Origin of the sequence: Endozoicomonas sp. GU-1, assembly GCF_027366395.1 — a bacterium.
Classification (GTDB): Bacteria; Pseudomonadota; Gammaproteobacteria; order Pseudomonadales; family Endozoicomonadaceae; genus Endozoicomonas.
This window is the reverse complement of the sequence record NZ_CP114771.1, coordinates 5,148,840-5,167,618: the sequence shown is the minus strand read 5'-3', so window position 1 is coordinate 5,167,618 and position 18,779 is coordinate 5,148,840. Positions and strand designations below refer to the sequence as shown.

At 49.7% G+C, this 18,779-nt stretch carries 16 protein-coding genes; 2 read left to right on the top strand and 14 right to left on the bottom strand.

All coding sequences use genetic code 11. The features are described from left to right. Positions 1–7: 7 nt before the first annotated feature. On the bottom strand, positions 8–1,426 hold the full coding sequence (locus O3276_RS21560) for an SET domain-containing protein (RefSeq protein ID WP_269673155.1): 1,419 nt from the start codon (positions 1,424–1,426) through the stop codon (positions 8–10). A gap of 266 nt (positions 1,427–1,692) precedes the next feature. Next, positions 1,693–2,562 (bottom strand): hypothetical protein, encoded by an 870-nt coding sequence (locus tag O3276_RS21555; protein ID WP_269673154.1) that lies wholly within the window; start codon positions 2,560–2,562, stop codon positions 1,693–1,695. 298 nt (positions 2,563–2,860) lie between these two features. Between O3276_RS21555 and ettA the strand changes: the two genes are divergently transcribed. After that, complete coding sequence (gene ettA / locus O3276_RS21550; protein WP_269676036.1) at positions 2,861–4,528, top strand: energy-dependent translational throttle protein EttA; 1,668 nt, start codon at positions 2,861–2,863, stop codon at positions 4,526–4,528. A gap of 82 nt (positions 4,529–4,610) precedes the next feature. Here the strand turns inward: ettA and O3276_RS21545 are convergent, their stop codons facing one another. The 12 genes from O3276_RS21545 to O3276_RS21490 form a co-directional block, all read right to left on the bottom strand. Further along, entirely contained in the window at positions 4,611–5,765 is a 1,155-nt protein-coding gene (locus O3276_RS21545) for an RING finger domain-containing protein (RefSeq protein WP_269673153.1), read from the bottom strand. Positions 5,766–5,977: 212 nt separating this feature from the next. Next, positions 5,978–7,153 carry an RING finger domain-containing protein gene (locus tag O3276_RS21540; protein ID WP_269673152.1) on the bottom strand — a complete coding sequence of 392 codons (1,176 nt, stop codon included), beginning with the start codon at positions 7,151–7,153 and terminating at the stop codon, positions 5,978–5,980. A gap of 217 nt (positions 7,154–7,370) precedes the next feature. Continuing rightward, positions 7,371–7,616, bottom strand: coding sequence for a type II toxin-antitoxin system VapB family antitoxin (gene vapB, locus O3276_RS21535; protein ID WP_269673151.1), 246 nt, complete (start codon positions 7,614–7,616; stop codon positions 7,371–7,373). 111 nt (positions 7,617–7,727) lie between these two features. Further along, the gene (locus O3276_RS21530; RefSeq protein WP_269673150.1) at positions 7,728–8,078 is read right to left on the bottom strand and encodes a VRR-NUC domain-containing protein; all 351 of its coding nucleotides are present in this window, start codon (positions 8,076–8,078) and stop codon (positions 7,728–7,730) included. 114 nt (positions 8,079–8,192) lie between these two features. Then, positions 8,193–8,723 (bottom strand): ferritin family protein, encoded by a 531-nt coding sequence (locus tag O3276_RS21525; protein WP_269673149.1) that lies wholly within the window; start codon positions 8,721–8,723, stop codon positions 8,193–8,195. An 846-nt stretch (positions 8,724–9,569) separates the two neighbouring features. Then, positions 9,570–10,010, bottom strand: a complete 441-nt coding sequence (locus O3276_RS21520) for a regulatory protein RecX (protein WP_269673148.1) — start codon at positions 10,008–10,010, stop codon at positions 9,570–9,572. A gap of 208 nt (positions 10,011–10,218) precedes the next feature. Beyond that, positions 10,219–11,811 carry a SpoVR family protein gene (locus O3276_RS21515; protein ID WP_269673147.1) on the bottom strand — a complete coding sequence of 531 codons (1,593 nt, stop codon included), beginning with the start codon at positions 11,809–11,811 and terminating at the stop codon, positions 10,219–10,221. Beyond that, entirely contained in the window at positions 11,798–13,087 is a 1,290-nt protein-coding gene (locus O3276_RS21510) for a YeaH/YhbH family protein (protein ID WP_269673146.1), read from the bottom strand. The genes O3276_RS21515 and O3276_RS21510 overlap by 14 nt, the downstream gene beginning before the upstream one ends. 91 nt (positions 13,088–13,178) lie before the next feature. Further along, on the bottom strand, positions 13,179–15,101 hold the full coding sequence (locus tag O3276_RS21505) for a PrkA family serine protein kinase (protein ID WP_269676035.1): 1,923 nt from the start codon (positions 15,099–15,101) through the stop codon (positions 13,179–13,181). 254 nt (positions 15,102–15,355) lie between these two features. Next, positions 15,356–15,619: a hypothetical protein gene (locus tag O3276_RS21500; protein WP_269673145.1), complete on the bottom strand. Its 264-nt coding sequence runs from the start codon at positions 15,617–15,619 to the stop codon at positions 15,356–15,358. A 64-nt stretch (positions 15,620–15,683) separates the two neighbouring features. Then, on the bottom strand, positions 15,684–17,348 hold the full coding sequence (locus O3276_RS21495) for a VRR-NUC domain-containing protein (RefSeq protein WP_269673144.1): 1,665 nt from the start codon (positions 17,346–17,348) through the stop codon (positions 15,684–15,686). Then, on the bottom strand, positions 17,341–18,009 hold the full coding sequence (locus tag O3276_RS21490; RefSeq protein WP_269673143.1) for a Rossmann-fold NAD(P)-binding domain-containing protein: 669 nt from the start codon (positions 18,007–18,009) through the stop codon (positions 17,341–17,343). Before O3276_RS21490 ends, O3276_RS21495 begins: the two co-directional genes overlap by 8 nt. Positions 18,010–18,120: 111 nt before the next feature. On the opposite strand from O3276_RS21490, the gene O3276_RS21485 reads away from it, so the two are divergent. Continuing rightward, the gene (locus O3276_RS21485) at positions 18,121–18,687 is read left to right on the top strand and encodes a DUF4202 domain-containing protein (protein WP_269673142.1); all 567 of its coding nucleotides are present in this window, start codon (positions 18,121–18,123) and stop codon (positions 18,685–18,687) included. The last annotated feature ends 92 nt before the right edge of the window (positions 18,688–18,779 follow it).

The following is an 18,779-nucleotide window of genomic DNA, read 5'->3' as shown; positions in this document are numbered from 1 at the left end:
ATAGCATCTAACCAATTTCGGTATACTTAAAGGAAGCGAGATATTCTTTTAAGTCATGAATACTCATCCAGGTTTGTTTACCGTTAAACATTGAATCCGTTAAAAATTCTTGTAAATCATTAATATTTTTCATTGTTAACTTATCCATATCTTTGCTTAGTTCAGTTTTTAATGAAGATAAATAAGAAGCAATATCTTCCAAAATTGACGGATTATTAGATAAAATTATATGCAGTAGTTTTTTATTATTGGGATCCAGACCTGCTTTCAGTTGATTAAGGCTTACTGGATGATATGTTTTATCACGAATATCCTGAATTTTATCCATGATATTGCCAATTAAAATATCAAGTGATTCTGGCAGATCAACTTTTTTTTCCTTTGTTTTTACTGACCTTTTCCTCCCACCCTTTAGACATTTTTCGTTCAGCTTTTTAACTCTCTGGATTATTTTGTTTCTTTGATTTCTGCTTGCCTTATTATCTACCGACGAGATACTGAAGTCTATTTCAGAGTCTTCCTGGTTTGTATCATAATCAAATACCAGCTCTTCTCCCTTCTTAATATCTCTCAGGGATACAACCGTCAGCTTAAGAGTTTCCCGGTCCCCCCACGCTAACGAGCCCACATTTGTACAGCTGATCATTACATTGGGTTGCTTGGAGTGATTCAGGAATCGGATATCATGTTCACAGTCACGGCCAAGCTCAATGACACGTGCGCCAGCTTGGGCAATAGTAACGTTCGACCATGCAACATAAGTGTCGTTTTCCAGGATATTAACACCCGCAGTGTCATCATCGCCCGGGTCCTTGATGGTAAAGACAAAATATTTGCCATTTTTCGGATTAATGGTTCTGAACACCAATGGTCCATCGTAAGGGCATATTATCTGTTCCGCTTTGAAGTTTTGGTTAGCAATGACACCGGTACCATGTACAACACCTTCTGTTGACCTTATGCACGGGGGAGGGAGATCGGTGCCCGGGGATGTTGGCGTCATTGCCCTTTCTGAAACAGGAGAGTCCGGGGAATACACCACCTCTTGACCATTAACAACCGTGATCCCGGCCCCCTGATTTAAACGTTGAATTTGTTCGTCAACCATTTTTCTGAGAGTTAACAGTTGGTTTGTCACTCCTGAATAATCTTCCCCGGGAACTAACTCGATATTTCTGGCGCGTAAAAGAACCATTAAATAACCAAACACAGCTTCCATATCATTAAGGCAATTGTTGCAGCTGGGTGGCCGGGAATTAACGGAAGGCTGGGCGCTATTAACAATTGCTACACTCCTTTCAACCTGATCGAGTCGCATTTTTTTTGCCGGGGAAGGGGTACTTTCTGTTAAATCAGAGTTTTCCTCTCTTGAGTAAGATGGACACTTTGTCGGTGTTTGGCCAAAGCCGATTCCAGATGGAAGCATTGATTTTATCCTTCATGGTTTTATTGGTATTCCACTTTTTCTGACCATAAAAACAGCTTCTAGTTCAAAAAATATCGCTATTCTACTTTTTGATTTTTAGACCAATTTGTTGCCACCGCACGACTGCATGGATGCAGGAGCCAGAGCAACGCAGGAGCAGTTGCCGCGTAGGGCAGTCTATTCTCGGTCAGCCTCCTGTGGGGTTGCCTGGGAGCCTCTCGGACAGCCTCCCAGAGCATAAAGGACAAGCGAGAGCGGGAGCACGTTTATGAAATATCCGGGCTATCTTTTAACAGTAGGTTTTGGCCTGAATTTTTTTCCATAAAGGACAAAAATTGTTGTTTATCCGGGTATGCGGAAAAGGTAACTACCATGCGTTGACATGATTCTCCACTAACCAATTTTATGTCACTAGCTGTGCCTATTGAAAAGACGTTTTCTGTAACAATGCAGCCGTTTTCTGGATAGGAATATTGTTTAACTGTTTCAGGAATATGTTCTGTTTCAGCAAAGAGCAGATCTCCACCGGAGTATGCACCTTCCTTCTGCTTGCATGGCGAAATGACTGATGACATGGTTAAAGGGGCCCAGCCAGTATTCCAGGGAATATTCACTATTTCAGGGTTGTCTGAATTGAGCGTGTATCTTACTATTGTGACACTCATAGGAACTGACTGACCGGACCAATTGCCTAGAGTTGCCATTTTTTTCAGGTTGGAGCAAACGAAATTAGCCATTGATTCAGTAGCATTATTTTTAGCTAGCCTGATTCTCACATCAACTTCGTTGGCTAATTTACAAGATTTGTCAAATTTGACAATGGGTGCTTTTACTGTACGTCCCAAATCAACCGTACTCCCGAACATATCCATATATTGGTAATGATCAGAGGAAAGGCCTTTAAGTCGGGCTGGGTGGAAAACCTTTTCCTTTGGGCCATGAGTATCCTTAACACTTTTTGAATCTTTTATGCCCTGGTATACCTGATGCACTAAATTTTTCTCATAACAGCCTTCAAGACTGATAATAAGTCGGCCCTTAAAATTGCCTTCCATTTGGCCAGTGGCATTGTTCAAGTTTTCGCGCAGTTTGATATTAAATTGTGAAGTAATGTCTGCAGAAGGTCCCAATAACATAAGCAAATCCTCATTCAAAATTTAAAGTGGCCAACCTATGGAGGTAGGTATGGTAGTAGAAACATTTTAAAATTTTGACATTGGCAGTTATGAAAAAGTTCCATACTGATTTCAACGGCGTTTTCCACCATTTTCATGGGGTGGGTCCAGAGGAATTTTTCAGAGCAGGGATAAAATGTCTGTAATCACAAAAGTGCCTCCCAATACCGCTTCTTCAAATCCCGAATACTCTCAAACATTGTTTTACCATTCTTTGTTGTATTGTATTATTCAGTTCAATTTATCACGGATAAACATGATGTCTCAGTTCGTTTACACCATGAATCGGGTGAGCAAAATCGTTCCCCCGAAACGTCAGATCTTAAAAGATATTTCTCTCTCCTTTTTCCCGGGTGCCAAAATTGGTGTTCTGGGCCTGAACGGTGCGGGCAAGTCCACCCTGCTGCGAATTATGGCTGGTGTGGATAAAGAGTTTGATGGCGAAGCCCGCCCTCAGCCCAACCTGAACGTCGGCTACCTGCCCCAAGAGCCTGAGCTGGATCTGGCCAAAACCGTCCGCGAAGTGGTGGAAGAAGCACTGGGGGAAGTTAAGGCCGCTCAGCAGCGTCTGGATGAAGTTTATGCCGCCTACGCTGATCCGGATGCCGACTTTGATGCCCTGGCCACGGAACAGGCCCGTCTGGAAAACATTATTCAGGCCGCCGATGCCCACAACCTGGAGCGCAAGCTGGAAGTGGCAGCAGATGCCCTGCGTCTGCCTGAGTGGGATGCAAAAATTGAACACCTCTCTGGTGGTGAGCGTCGCCGCGTGGCTCTCTGCCGCCTGCTGCTCTCCAGCCCTGAAATGCTGCTGCTGGACGAACCCACCAACCATCTGGATGCGGAATCCGTTGCCTGGCTGGAACGCTTCCTGGTTGAATACCCAGGAACCGTTGTTGCCATCACCCACGACCGTTACTTCCTGGACAATGCCGCTGGCTGGATTCTGGAACTGGACCGTGGTGAAGGTATTCCTTACCAGGGCAACTACAGCGCTTGGCTGGAACAGAAAGAGCAGCGTCTGGAACAGGAACAGAAGCAACAGGATGCCCGCCGCAAAGCCATGGAACACGAGCTTGAGTGGGTTCGTTCCAATGCCAAGGGCCGTCAGTCCAAATCCAAAGCCCGTCTGGCCCGCTTTGAAGAGATGCAGTCCCAGGACTTCCAGAACCGTAACGAAACCAATGAAATCTACATTCCACCCGGTCCACGCCTGGGTGACAAGGTGATTGAAGTCAACAACCTGAGCAAAGGGTTCGGTGACCGCCTGCTGATTGATGACCTGAGCTTCAGCATTCCCAAAGGGGCCATTGTCGGCATTATCGGCGGTAACGGTGCCGGTAAATCCACCCTGTTCAAAATGATCACCGGGCAGGAGCAGCCGGATTCCGGAACCGTTGAGTTCGGAGACACCGTTAAAATCTCCAACGTCCAGCAGCTTCGTGATGAGCTGGATGACAGCAAAACCGTCTGGGAAGCCATTTCCAATGGCCAGGACATTCTGCGCATCAACAACTATGAAGTGCCATCCCGTGCTTATATTGGCCGCTTCAACTTCAAGGGTGGCGATCAGCAGAAGCGTGTCGGTGAACTCTCCGGTGGAGAGCGGGGCCGTCTCCAGCTGGCGGCCACATTAAAAGACGGTGGTAATGTACTGCTGCTGGACGAACCTTCCAACGACCTGGACGTTGAGACCCTGCGTGCCCTGGAAGAAGCCCTGCTGGCATTCCCCGGCTGTGCCATGGTGATCTCCCACGACCGCTGGTTCCTGGACCGTGTTGCCACTCATATTCTGGCCTACGAAGGCGACTCCAAAGTGACCTTCTTTGAAGGTAACTACACCGAGTATGAAGCTGACCGCCTCGACCGCCTGGGTGCAGAAGCGGCTGGTCCGCACCGTATTAAGTACAAGCGTATTGATGCCTGACGATATCTGCTACTGATGCACCCACCCGATCACCAAGGATAATTCGCGGTGATCGGGTGTTACCCGGTTAAGCTTCTTCAGATCAGAATAAGAACCTATCGGCATCAAACTGCCCAGAGGGAATGTCTAACGTACTGTCACTAACAGGGCATTGAGAGCTGGAGTAACATTCTAAGTCTATAGTTTCACTCCGGCTATTGGAGTATAAACCGTCAACAGAATCAACCGGCCAGCTCTCGAAAAGCTTTTCAGAAGGGGTTGTTTCGAATAATTTCTTATATTCAAAACTCTTTTCTTTCAGCTCCAGCTTCAATCTATCCCAGCTAAAAAATTTAGTAGATGGGTCGAATACGTTGCGAAGAGGGATGGAATTACGTTTGTCATTGATAAAAATAGCGTTGTGTTTCCATAAATCATAATGATGGATGCGTAGATCAGTTTTGCAGTCAAAAATGGCTGGATACGTCTTTTCCAGGCTGAGAAATAATAAATCGGTTCGAATGTCTTCCAGAAGATTTGTGAAAGCAGCTTCTGGAGTTTTTGCGTTGTTAATATCTGCAGACGTATAGCCCAATTTAATCTTTGGCTCATTGGGGTTGAACTGCACATAAATGTTAATCGTTGGTTGCCCGTCAACGTAGATGAATTCGTCTAAGTAGCAACATTTTTCATCATAAAACACATCAGCGATTGTGTACTGTTTTTGGGCAAATGATTCAAGGAGCCATGCAATAATTTGGGTGTGGTTGTTCTTCAGAAAGTCTTTTGCCTCTTGATGTGGGAAAGTTACCAGGGGATAAGGGCAGAGAGCTTTCGTGCCGGAGCTGATCGAGGCATTGGTTCCTACGACTGTACAAAGGTTTTCAGTGCATTCCAGTGGCAAACTCTCTCTTAATAATCTGCTATTGTCGTAGACTGTAATCGTTGAAGGACTGATAACACCCTTACACTCAGGACAGGGCTGCTGACGGTTTAATAGTTCATCAGTGCATTTTGAGTGGTACACATGGAAACATGGTAACAAGGATAATTGTTTGATTTCAGTACTGGTTAAAGTTTGCAGGCAAATAGCGCAATTACCTTGCAGAGCAGTTTCTACTCGCCGGGATGACTGTGTAGCTTGAAGCTGGTGCCCCTTAAAGTTTGCATTATTAGCTGGAGACGTTGATTCAGAGGTAGGGACTGTAGGGTCAGGGATAACGGATTCAGACTGTGCCACAATGCTGGTGTCAATCAAGTTGTATCTCCTTTTTTCCTGAAGTTAATTTCATCTTTTTGACTATTATCACAATAAAAAGTTCCTGACCGGACTTACAGTAGGTTTCATTAAATGGTAACTGCCCTCTTAGCCAGAAATATACAATTCCATTTGGCCAACTGCTTATCTGCTGCTACCCCACCGGAGTTAATTCGAGGTGATCGGGTATTACCCGGTTAAGCTTCTTCAGATCAGAATAAGAAACTATCGGTATCAAACTCCCCGGAGGGAATTTCCAACGTACTTTCACTGACAGGGCGTTGAGAGCCGGGCGTGCTCCATTCTGCGTCTGTGGTTCCCCTCAGGCTGCTGGAGTGAAAACCGTCAACAGAATCAAATCCCCGGCTCTGAAAAGATCTCATCCGGGAAAACTCATTACACTCGAAAAATCTTTCAGAAGGAGTTGTTTCGAATAACTTCTTATATTCAAAACCCTGTTTTTCCAGCTCCAGTTTCAATCTATCCCAGCTAAAAGATTTAGTTGATGGATTGAATATGGTGCGAAGAGGGACGGAGTTATTTTTGCCATTGACAAAAATAGCGTTGTATGTCCATAAATCATAACGGTAGATGTATAGGTCTGTTTTGCGGTCAAAAATGGCTGGATGCGAGTTTCTCAGGCTGAGAATTAATAAATCAGTTCGAATGTCTTCCACAAGATTTGCGAAAGCAGATTCTGCCGTTTTTGCTTTATTAATATCTGCAGACGAATAGTACAATCCTTGCATGGACTCGTTGGGGTTGTGCTGCACAAAAAGCGTAATCGCTGGTTTCTGGTGAATGTGTTCGAATTCTGTTCCGCAATATTTTTCGTAATAACGCACATTAGCGGTTGTGTAGTGTTTTTGAGCAAATGACTCAAGGAGCCATTCAATAATTTGGGGATGGTTGTTTTCCAGAAAGTTTTCTGCCTCCTGATATGGGAAAGTTGCAAGAGGGTAAGGACAGAGAGCTTGCGTGCCGGAGCTGATCGAGGCATTGGCACCTACGACAAGACAAAGGTCTTCAGTGCATTCCAGTGGCAAATTCTCTCTCAATAATGTGCTGTTTTGGTAAATTTTAATTTTTGAAGGACTGGCAAGAGCCCTGCAGTCAGGACAGGATTGATCTAATACTTGAGCATAACATGCTGAGTGGTACACATGGAAACATGGCAACAAGGATAATGGCTTGATTTCAGTATTGATGAAAGTTTCCAGGCAAAGAGCGCACTTACCTTGCAGAGCAGCTTCTACTCGCCGGGATGACTGTGTAGCTTGAAGCTGGTGCCCCTTAAAGTTTGCATTATCAGCTGAAGACGTTGATGTAGGGGCTGCAGATTCAGGGATAACGTATTTGGGCTGTGCCCCACTGCTGCTGTTAATCAAATCGTATCTCCACTTAACCTGAAGTTAATTTCATTTTTTCGACTAATTTCACAGTGAAAAGTTCATAACCGGGCTTACCGGTGAAACTGGATGGGCATGACAAGGTGATTGCACTGATGGCAATCAGTCCGTCATTCCGGTTGAATATAGAGTCAACAACAGCCGGGCGGTTTTTAATCACATAAATGCAAATATCAGTATCCAGTGTATTTCAGCATCAAAGTGACTCCCGCTCCCGTTGTTCCTGTGAAGCCCTTTCGGTCATAAAGTCATCGGTCACCCCGTCATCAGGATTGATATTAAAAAAGGAATCCCACGTCTTACCCACCGGAGATAATATCCTGTCCTGCCCCTGCCCCCGTACCCTGACATTGACCTTTTTAACATCACCGGGAAAACGGATCTCCGCCGGTAAGCGGACTGCCTGAGTCCGATTATTTTCAAAAACAGTACCTTGAGCCATATCAGTCGCCACCCTCCAAGCCATATACATGAAGTATGTAGCATCATTCCAAAGGCTGTAGCAAAGAAATTATATTTCCGGTATGAGGCTTTGTTATTCCGGCTAAAAAGACTATACCCACCCAACATACACCACCTCCGCTGGAATTCCGTTTTCCTGAAAAAAGGCTAACCACAATTTCTGGTTTTCCTGCAGCCTGTCTCCCGGCCCCTTAACCTCCAGCCACTGATACCGGTTATTTTCCGGATCAAACAGGATCAGGTCCGGAAACCCGGTCCGGTTGTGGGCAATATCAAACATCAGTCGTTGAAACATGGCACACAGCTGTGCCATCGGTATCAACGATACGGCCAGGGCAATCAGCTCCGGACTGAGTGCCGGCCAGATCACCAGACGATTGCTGATGCCCTGCTTCCCGTTACAGGTTGCCAGCAGAGTATCCAAAAGATTGCTTTCAGACATTTCTGCCTGGAGTTTTTGCCAATTCGCCTTGGCGGAAAAAACCGGTGCAAGCTGTTAACCGACACCGGGATCCCATATGAACCTATGTCGACTCTTAATCCGTCTTATCCATCTCTACTCAAACCGTCTCAGCTGCGTTGCCAGCTGTTCTGCCGTTTGCAGTTGTGCTGTCATTACTTGCGCCGTTACCATGTCGTCTGCCTGGTGAGCCAGTTTGATGGTATGCCTGGCAGTCTGGGCAAACGTTTCACAGGCCTTGGCAATCGCTTCAGCGTTCTGGTAGGTCTCCTGCGCTTGTGGGTCTTCAATCCGGGAGCACTCAAACATCTCGTTGTAGTCCGAGGGTACCCGACGACCGAATAAGCTGATGCGCTCAGCAATCTGGCATGATGGTGGAAAGGGTTGTACAGTCTGGTTTTGCCGCACCTGGTATTGGCTGGGCTGGCAGGCCACTTCCGGAGCCGCCGCCGCCAGTAGCTGGGTAAACTCAGCAGCCCGGGCACCCTGATTGTTCCACTGGGCCGCCTTGATCTGGTTCACAATGGCCTGCTGTTCACTGTAGGCAGCCACCAGTTTTTGGGCCAGTTCGTTTTTTTCGGCGGTTTTGATGCCAGTTGCCGCTTCTTTCAATGTTGAGGCAGTCATTTCGTTACTCTCAAATGGCAAGCATTAGGTACCGAAATCCGATGGACAGGCCGTAAATGAAGATCTCGTTAGTGGTGCGTCGACCATCGCCCAGTGAGTCGTTGCCGATGAACCGCAGGCAACCACTGGAGACATCCAAATAACACCGTGATTTCATCGTAATTTCAGTAAATTTAACTATAGTAATGTCGTTTATTTTTTTTGCTTTTATTTGAGATTGTTAATTGCTTAAAAATTATCCGACATAACCGGAAGTATTAAGTCGTTCTCGTCCAAAAACGCATCCCCCAGCTTAGCCCGGATATTTCATAAACGTAACATTTAGATAGATGCTAAGGAATTGTCTTTTAATAAGTTCCCGATTTCCGTTCACCCTGAGCTTGTCGAAGGGTCGTGCCACCGAACTTCGACAAGCTCAGTCCGAACAGAGCCAGGCAATGAAAATAGGGAAGTTATTTCCAGACAACTCCTAATCCTAAATAGCTGGCCTTTAATATATAAGTAGCTGGCCATATGGAATCATATATTTCTGGCTACTTGGGCAGGTGCTATGCGAGGCACAACGGAGGGAGCATAGCCGTAGCTATGTGACCGGAGTTGTAACGAAGCACGACTGCATGGATGCAGGAGCTAGAGCAACGCAGGAGCAGTTGCCGGGAGTGCCTGAACAAGGAGTCAGAAATATATGATTTCATATGGTTAGCTACTTACAGCCTTTTGGCTTCCGGATGATGTTTTCCGGATTTTCAATTGGTTGCGTTTTGGCAGAAAACCAAGCCTTCTTACAGTACGTCATGGTCGGTGTCAGTCAACCGGTAACACCAAACGACACTACTTGTCTGATAATTAAAACAGATTGGCCAGTAGCTCAGCTGGAAATCCCCTGCTTTGCAAAAATTCTCTCTGTTCATTAATCTCCCGGGATTTTCTCGGGTGCTTGTGACCAAACTTCTGTTGACGAACCGACTTTGCCAGCTCCTGCCAGTTGATCTCCGACACTTTCAGGGCATTGACAATCATCTCCGGATCAATGCCTTTTTTTTCCAGGTCCTGGGCAATGCGTGAAGGGCCCTGGCCTTTGGCCGCGCGGTGTTGAATAAAGCCTTCCACATAGCGCTCATTACTCAACAGCCGCTCTTTTTCCAGCCGGTCAAGCACATCAAGGATGAGTTCATCGTTATCAGAGAGATAGGATAATTTTTGCGCCAGCTCGTCGTGTGAGTAATTTTTCTGCACCAGCAGGTTCATGGCTGCATGTCTCAGCATGTTGGCAGTGACTTCAGGCATCGCTACTCTCCTGTGAACTTGTCAGCCCCGGTATCTACTCCGGACAATCTCTGAAATAGCACTGTATCCGGGCACATGGATACCGGGTTTGCGATTATTGGTCGATGGATTATGATTTTAGCGCCGTTCATCGATACACCTCTGCGCTGGAGCACGCGGGAACACATGAAGTTATTCCGGGACAATTCCTTACTGCGGCGCTTTCTGCTTATGGGCGCTTCCGGTTGACCCGCTTTTTCGACGTAACCTGAACCTGCTCTTCCCTGTCGCAGGTGCTTTCCGTGCTGAAGGTGTACTGGATGATGTTATCCTGATCTACCGAGTCCAGTTTGACATCAAATCCCCACAGGCGATGCAGATGCTTCAAAAGTTCATGGGTGCTGTCTCGCTCCAGCGGACGTCGCTGGTGCAGGTAATGGCGCAGGGTCAACGAGCGATCGCCCCGGACATCCACGTTGTAGACCTGTATGTTGGGTTCCCGGTTACCCAGGTTGTAAAGGGCAGCCAGGTTTTCCCGCAACTGCCGATAGCCCTGCCCGTCATGGATGGCATCCACTTCCAGGTAGGGGTTGATGTCGTTGTCGTCGATGCTGAACAAGCGCATGTCCCGCATGACCCTGGGGGACAGGTACTGAAGAATGAATCCCTCGTCCTTGAAGTTCTGCATGGCAAAGTGCACGGCGTCCAGCCAGTCACTGCCCGCCAGGTCGGGAAACCATTCACGGTCCTCTTGCGTGGGCTGTTGGCAGATCCTGCGAATGTCCCGGAAGATGTTAAACCCCAGAGTATAGGGGTTAATCCCGCTGTACCGCGGATCATCAAAGGCCGGCTGAAACACGACACTGGAGTGTGAATGCAGAAATTCCAGAATAAAGCCTTCGGTGATCAACCCTTCATCATACATCTCATGCATCAGGTGGTAGTGCCAGAACGTTGCCCAGCCCTCGTTCATGACCTGGGTTTGTCGTTGCGGATAGAAATACTGCGCCACTTTACGCACGATGCGGATGATCTCCCGCTGCCAGGTCTCCAGCAGCGGCGCATTCTTTTCGATGAAGTAGAGCAGATTCTCTTCCGGGTCTTTCGGAAACCGTTCATCCTGACGTGACTGTGGTGGCTCGCTCACCGGGATGGTGCGCCAGAGATCATTCAGGTTGCGCTGGATGTACGCTTCACGCTCCCGCGAGCGCGCCTGTTCCTGCTCTGCCGAGACCGGTGCGGGGCGGATATAGCGATTGACGCCCTGATTCATCAGCGCATGGCAGGCATCCAGTATCGCTTCCACCTCCGTAACGCCATGCTTCTCTTCGCACCGGGCGATGTAGTGCTTGGCAAACAGCAGGTAGTCAATGATGGCGCTGGCGTCCGTCCACTGTCTGAACAGGTAGTTACCTTTAAAAAAGGAGTTGTGGCCGTAGCAGGCGTGGGCGATCACCAGGGCCTGCATGGGCATGGTGTTCTCTTCCATCAGATAGGCAATGCAGGGGTTGGAGTTGATCACGATCTCGTAAGCCAGCCCCATCCGTCCCCGCTGGTAGTTCTGCTGATTGTTGAGAAAGGTTTTGCCATAACTCCAGTGGTTGTACATCAGGGGCATCCCCACCGATGAGTAGGCGTCCAGCATCTGCTCGGAGCTGATCACTTCAATCTGGTTGGGGTAGGTGTCCAGCCGGAATTTATCCGCCAACCGGGCAAATTCCCGGTCGTAAAGGTCCAGCAGTTCGAACGTCCATTCGGACCCGGTGGACAGCGGTTTTCCCCGCTGGACGGTATGCCTTTCCGGCGCTTCAGCGGCCAACATGGGAACCCTCCTTTTTTTCAAAGAGACGCCGGAAGGTGGGGTAGATATCCAGATAGCTGCGGATGTGCTGCATGGCAAAGTGATCCGGGTAGGATTCGGCAATGGTTGCGTACTCATACCAGAGGTTCTGGTGCTGCTGGTCGGTAATCTCCACGTAGGCAAAGTACTGGCAAACCGGCAACAGCTTGTCCAGGATAATATTGGTGCAGGTGCTGGAGTCTTCGCCCCAGTTATCCCCGTCCGAGGCCTGGGCGATGTAGATGTTCCACTGACCGGGCGGGTATCGCTGTTGAATGATGTCGTGGGTAAGCAGCAGGGCTTTTGAGACAATGGTGCCCCCGGTTTCCCGGGCGTAGAAGAAGTCGTGCTCATCACACTCCCGCGCTTCACTGTGGTGCCGGATGAAGACTACTTCCACGGCCTCGTAGTTGCGCTCCAGGAACAGGTAGAGCAACAGGAAGAAGCGCTTGGCCATGTCCTTGATCTCCTGGGTCATGGACCCGGAGACATCCATAACACAAAACATCACCGCCTTGCTGGAGGGCAGGGGTACCCTGGTCATGTTATTAAAGCGCAGATCAAAGTCGTCAATAAACGGCAGTCGTTTGAGTTTCCTGTTAAGCGACTTGATCTCTTCCCGGAGGAGGGTGGCCTGCTGCTGATCGACAGGATCCGGGCTCACTTCCATTTCCCTGAGCCGTCGCTTGAGGGTGCGGATCACTTTTCGGTCTTTACCTGACAGGGCTATGCGACGGGCATGGGCAGCCCGCAGCGAGCGCACGATATTCAGCCGGTCCGGGGAGCCGGCAGTGGTAAACCCTGCCCGTTTGAGTTGATAGTCGGTGCTGTCTTTCAGTTCTTTTCGCAGCAGGTTGGGCAGCTCCAGATCATCAAACAGGTATTCCAGGAACTCGTCCCGGTTGATCTGAAAGACAAACTCATCCGCCCCTTCGCCCCTGTCGCTGGCCTGTCCGTCACCGCTGCCCTGCCCTCCGCCACCCGGTGGCCGCTGAATGCGATCACCACGGTGAAACTCGTGATTGCCGGGATGAACATGGCCGTGATGCCCACCCTGCCCGTGGTGAAAAAACGGCTCACTGAGGTCTTTTCTGGGGATAGTGATATCACTGCCACTGTCAACGTCGGTGATGGAACGCTGGTCAATGGCATCCTGGACGGCGGCTTTGACATGATGCCGGTAACGCTTCAGAAACCGCTGCCGGTTCACGGTGCTCTTCTTTTTTCCATTGAGACGCCGGTCGATGATGAGGCTCATGATGAACGCTCTCCCGATAGCTGCAGCTCGGTAGATCAACCCCGGTCGCAGGGCTGGAGATGGGCCCGCAGTAGCACGGACCGGTCGCGGATCATTGGGACTTCCGGACCCGGATGTACCACTCCGACAGCAGGCGCACCTGTTTCTCGGTATAACCGTGAACCACCATACGGGAAACGAAGTCTGCGTGCTTGCGCTGGTCCTCCTGCGAACCCTTGGCATTGAAGGAGATGACCGGCAACAGGTCTTCGGTATTGGAGAACATTTTCTTCTCAATGACGGTGCGCATCTTCTCGTAGCTTAACCAGCTGGGGTTTTTGCCATCGTGGTTGGCCCGGGCCCGCAGTACAAAGTTGACCACTTCGTTGCGGAAATCCTTGGGATTGGCGATGCCTGCCGGTTTTTCGATTTTTTCCAGCTCTTCGCTCAAGGCACCCCGATCCAGAATGTGCCCGGTGTCCGGGTCCCGGTACTCCTGGTCCTGAATCCAGAAGTCGGCGTAGGTGATGTACCGGTCAAAGATGTTCTGCCCGTATTCTGAGTAGGACTCCAGGTAAGCAGTCTGGATCTCCTTGCCGAGAAACTCAATGTACTTGGGCGTCAGGTACTCTTTAATAAAGGCAAGGTAACGGTCATGAACCTCTTCCGGAAACTGTTGCTGCTCAATCTGTTGCTCCAATATATAAAGCAGATGCACCGGGTTGGCCGCCACCTCGGTGGGATCGAAGTTGAATACCTTGGACAGGATCTTGAAAGCGAACCGGGTGGAGAGCCCGTTCATGCCTTCATCCACCCCGGCCATATCCCGGTATTCCTGCAACGGTTTGGCCTTGGGGTCGGTGTCCTTCAGGTTTTCACCGTCGTATACTTTCATCTTGGAGTAGATGGAAGAGTTCTCCGGCTCCCTGATGCGGGACAGCACGGTGAACTGGGCCAGCATCTTGAGCGTATCCGGGGCACAGGGTGCCGCTTTGAGCGAGCTGTGTTCCAGCAATTTCTGGTAAATATGCACCTCCTCACTGACCCGGATGCAATACGGCACCTTGACAATGTTGACCCGGTCGATGAAGGCTTCATTGGTCTTGTTGTTCCGGAAGGACTGCCATTCAGACTCATTGGAGTGCGCCAGCAGAATCCCCTCATAGGGAATGGCCCCCAGCCCTTCGGTGCTGTTGTAATTGCCCTCCTGGGTGGCGGTCAGCAATGGGTGCAGCACTTTGATGGGTGCCTTGAACATCTCCACGAATTCCATGATGCCCTGGTTGGCCCGGCACAGCGCCCCTGAAAAACTGTAGGCGTCGGGGTCATCCTGGGCATACTCTTCCAGCTGGCGGATATCCACCTTGCCCACCAGGCTGGAAATGTCCTGATTGTTTTCATCACCGGGTTCGGTTTTGGCAATGGCAATCTGGTTCAGCCTGCTTGGATAGAGCTTGACCACCCGGAACTGAGTAAGGTCGCCACCAAACTCGTTCAGGCGCTTGACCGCCCAGGGGGACATGATGTAGCTGAGATAACGACCGGGAATGCCGTATTCCTCCTTAAGAATGGCCCCATCCTCTTCAGGGTTGAACAGTCCCAGCGGCGATTCAAACACCGGCGACCCCTTGATGGCATAAAACGGCACCTTTTCCACCAGCTGCTTCAGTTTTTCGGCCAGGGAGGACTTGCCGCCCCCTACGGGACCAAGCAGGTAAAGAATCTGTTTTTTCTCTTCCAGGCCCTGGGCCGCGTGTTTGAAATAAGAGACCAGCTGTTCAATGGCCTCTTCCATACCATAAAACTCTTTGAACTCCGGGTAACGTTTGATCAACTTATTGGAGAAAATCCTGCTCAGGCGCGGATCACGGGCGGTATCAATGACTTCCGGCTCACCGATGGCCTTCAGCATACGTTCGGCTGCATTGGCGTAGGCCGAAGGATCCTCTTTACAGAGTTTCAGGTAGTCCAGCAGGCTCAGCTCTTCCTGCTGAACTGCCTCATACCGTTGCTGGAATTGCGCAAAAATGGACATAGCAAACGATCCCACCGTGTAGAAAGGGAGAGAGTAGACATCTAACCGGGTGGTGCCAGAGAACAGGAACGCCACCTGATCCCTTGATTCAATGAACACACGCTGCCCGTGTGGTCTCTGCAGTCTGACAAGAAATGAACGACCCTTGACCGTTAAATGATCGGCGAATCAAACCCGGGTAACACTCGATGTAAAAAAAACCTAGAACACATACCGTGACTGAATAAGGCTCTGAACTGGATATGCTGAAAATGCTACCTGCTCTTTCGGTAACAATCCCTGATGCCCACCTCTTTCAGGGGGTAATTGTCGATCAGATGGTGATAAACCAAACTGCTCTGCTGTTCACAGGCAAGAGTAATCTGTCGTTCAATATCTGCAAGATTCGCTTCTGCCGCCACCGCTCGTTGAATCACTGCGTGGACATCCACATGCAGCGCTCTGGCTTTGCTGAGCAAATCGGCGGAGAGATCGGTTTCAAATGCAACGGAACTATCGTGACCGGTTTTTATAGCCATGATCAACCTCCTCAATCATCAGCTGTCGCTTAATTGTAGCAAATCAATGGAAGTACGATATTCACTAATTTATATCGAGCCGCGTTCTGTCCTCTATCCATCTGACATACACCACCTCTGCTGGAATCCCGTTTTCCTGAAAAAATGCCAACCACAATTTCTGGTTTTCCTGCAGCCTGTCTCCCGGCCCCTTAACCTCCAGCCACTGATACCGGTTATTTTCCGGATCAAACAGGATCAGGTCCGGAAACCCGGTCCGATTGTGGGCAATATCAAACATCAGTCGTTGAAACATGGCACACAGCTGTGCCATCGGTATCAACGATACGGCCAGGGTAATCAGCTCCGGACTGAGTGCCGGCCAGATCACCAGACGATTGCTGATACCCTGCTTCTTGCTATAGGTTGCCAGCAGAGTATCCAGAAGATTGCTTTCAGACATTTCTGCCAGCCTTTGATGAATCGAATCCTTACAGCTTCGATAAAAATCCGGAGTCATCAGGTCTGCTGGTCCACTCTGAAACGGGTGGAAAAACGCCCCCTCCCGGTCGGCAAAGATAATCTCCCAGAACCACAGGCCAGCAAGCCCATTGATCAGGGCATTTTCCACATAAAACACCTGCCACCCCTGATCTTTGAAATGCGCCTGTACCTGAAATTCAACCCGCTGACCATTGTCATTCAGCTCAAGAGTCCGTTCGTTAAACGGTGCGGTTTGCCGCCTGCGCTTCTCGCCCATCAGGGTTTTGGCAAACCGATGGGCAAAAGCCAGCTCCAGGCTGCTGGCCGGTGAAGCCTGTATCTCTTCACACAGTGCCAACGCGCCAGCCGTATCATTGAGCCTGGCCAAAATGCGAGCCCGCCGTTCCCGGGACGGAGGCAAATACGACTGCTGAAAACTGGCGACGGCCTCCCGCAAAGCACCTTGCCTTTCCAGGTCACGGGCAATGGCATTCACCAGCCGGGCATACCGTCGCTTAAGGGTCGGATGGCTGAAATCAGACGACGGTGGTAATTTAGCGGCCAGGGCCTGCAACTCATCAAGGTCAAGTTTCTTGTTGTCCCGGGCCACTGCCTGCCAGAGCAGTGACAGGCTCAACCCCTGCTCCAGCGCCTCCCGGCGGTCAAATAACCGCGAGTTTAGCGGATAGTTTTCAAAGCGATTCAAACCCAGGTCCTGAAGTACAAACTCCGTCAAATCCTGACTGAGGTTACCAAAGAACAGGAACAATAAGGTTCTCAGCTCTTCCCGGTACAGCGGTTGAAGAATGGTAAACGGCAGATCAGGGCATGGGTTACCGCTATCCACCAACCGATTTACCAACGCCTGCTTACGTTCGCTTCGATAAGGGCCAAGCTGGTCAGGAAAACAGCACAGTAACTCACTTTTGGTCATAAGCTCGGACACCGCAACCAGATCCAGCGGCGGGTTAACCTGCATAAGACCCGCACCGACCAATTCATTTACCGCCAAGTCAATGGAAGCAATTTCCGGATAGCTAAGTTTATCCCGCCGAAACATCGGGCCTTTGCGCCCCACCAGCCGCACATAGAGTTTCTGTGCATCCTCCTCCAGCCGTCGGAAGGTGTTGAGAAAACCGGTTTCGCGGCCACTCAATAAATCAGCATACTGCTGCTCAACAAAACCAAGCAGCCGCTGAAAATTGGTCAGGTAATAGTCTTCAGGTAATACCACCGGTGTGTGCAATGGTGCCTCGCTATTATTCACAGACAGCAATATCAGAAGGGCGGAACACCTGCAAACCGGACACATCCAGTAATGACTGCTGGTACATCAAGGTTGCCAGTGCTGTAATCCGGGTGGGACGAAGTACTTTCAAACCGGAAACCGGCAGGCTGCCTAACAGCGACAGCAGATAAAATCCAACAGACTCCATCAGCCGAAACTCATCACGATTGCCATGCAGCAATGACGGCTGGTAAATAGCCAGAGAGCGAAGCCCCAGTGCTTTCAGCCCACTCTCCACCTCACCTTTCACCTTCATATAAAAGGCCAGCGACCCCTTATCTGCCCCATAAGCACTGATCAAATGAAACGACGGCTGTCCATGGTCCACTGCCCACTGACCAAGTGCCAGCACATAGTCACGATCAACTTTGGCAAAGGCTGACCTTGAGCCAGCCTTTTTTATGGTGGTACCAAGACAACAGAACAAGACGTCAACGGTTAAATCCAGATCCTGTAACTGATCCAGGCTCAGCACCACCTCCCTGACTTTGGCATGACCCGCCCATTGTGTCGTCCGGTAGTGCAGAACAACGACCTCGGAGTAGTGGCTTCGCTCCAGCAGGTATTGCATCAACACCTGCCCGGTGGCACCGGTCGCACCAACCACCATGGCAACCCTTGGGGGCTTTTCTTTACTCATCCTTTTTAACCCGACTATCCAGTTGAGTAGAATCACAAATACCAGTCGAAATCCACTGGCAAATCAAGTAAAAAGTGCGGCATAACTATTTTTAAAATGAGATCGCAGTTTATGACCAGGCTTGCAGAAACATTGGCCGCCATTGACCAGCTTCACCAGATGGACCCAAGCGTCATTGATGATACCCCGGCAGAATTAAACTACGCCCGGCAAATGACCCACTGGTTGCAACAGCTGGCTCCGGATGCTTCTGAGGAGTTGCAGATCGCCGTTCGCAGTCAGCACCTCTGCCGCTGGGAAATCCCCCGGTCAGAATACCCTGAAGGACGCACCGGCTACCTGAAGTGGCGCACCGAACTGGGCAAGCTGCATGCCCGAAAAGCCGGTGAAATCATGGCCAGAAACGGTTATTCAGAAGCAAGCTGTGCACAAGCGTCCGCGATTATCCGCAAGCAGGGCATCAAGCGAAATGCCGACACCCAGACGCTGGAAGACTGTGCCTGCCTGGTCTTTTTGACCCGCGACTTTTCGGCCTTTGCCGCCAAACACCCCAGGGACAAAGTGATCGCCATTGTGCAGAAAACCTGGAAGAAAATGTCTGAGCAGGCCCAGCAGAAAGCGTTGGCGTTGCCATTTGCAGAGCCTGACCTGCAGGTTCTTCAGGAGGCGTTGGCGTAGGAACTGTTTTCACGAATTTACAGGACGTTTTTCGCATTCATCGGGATATTGTTGCACGAACGAATGGTAAAAACCGTTCGTGACAGCATATG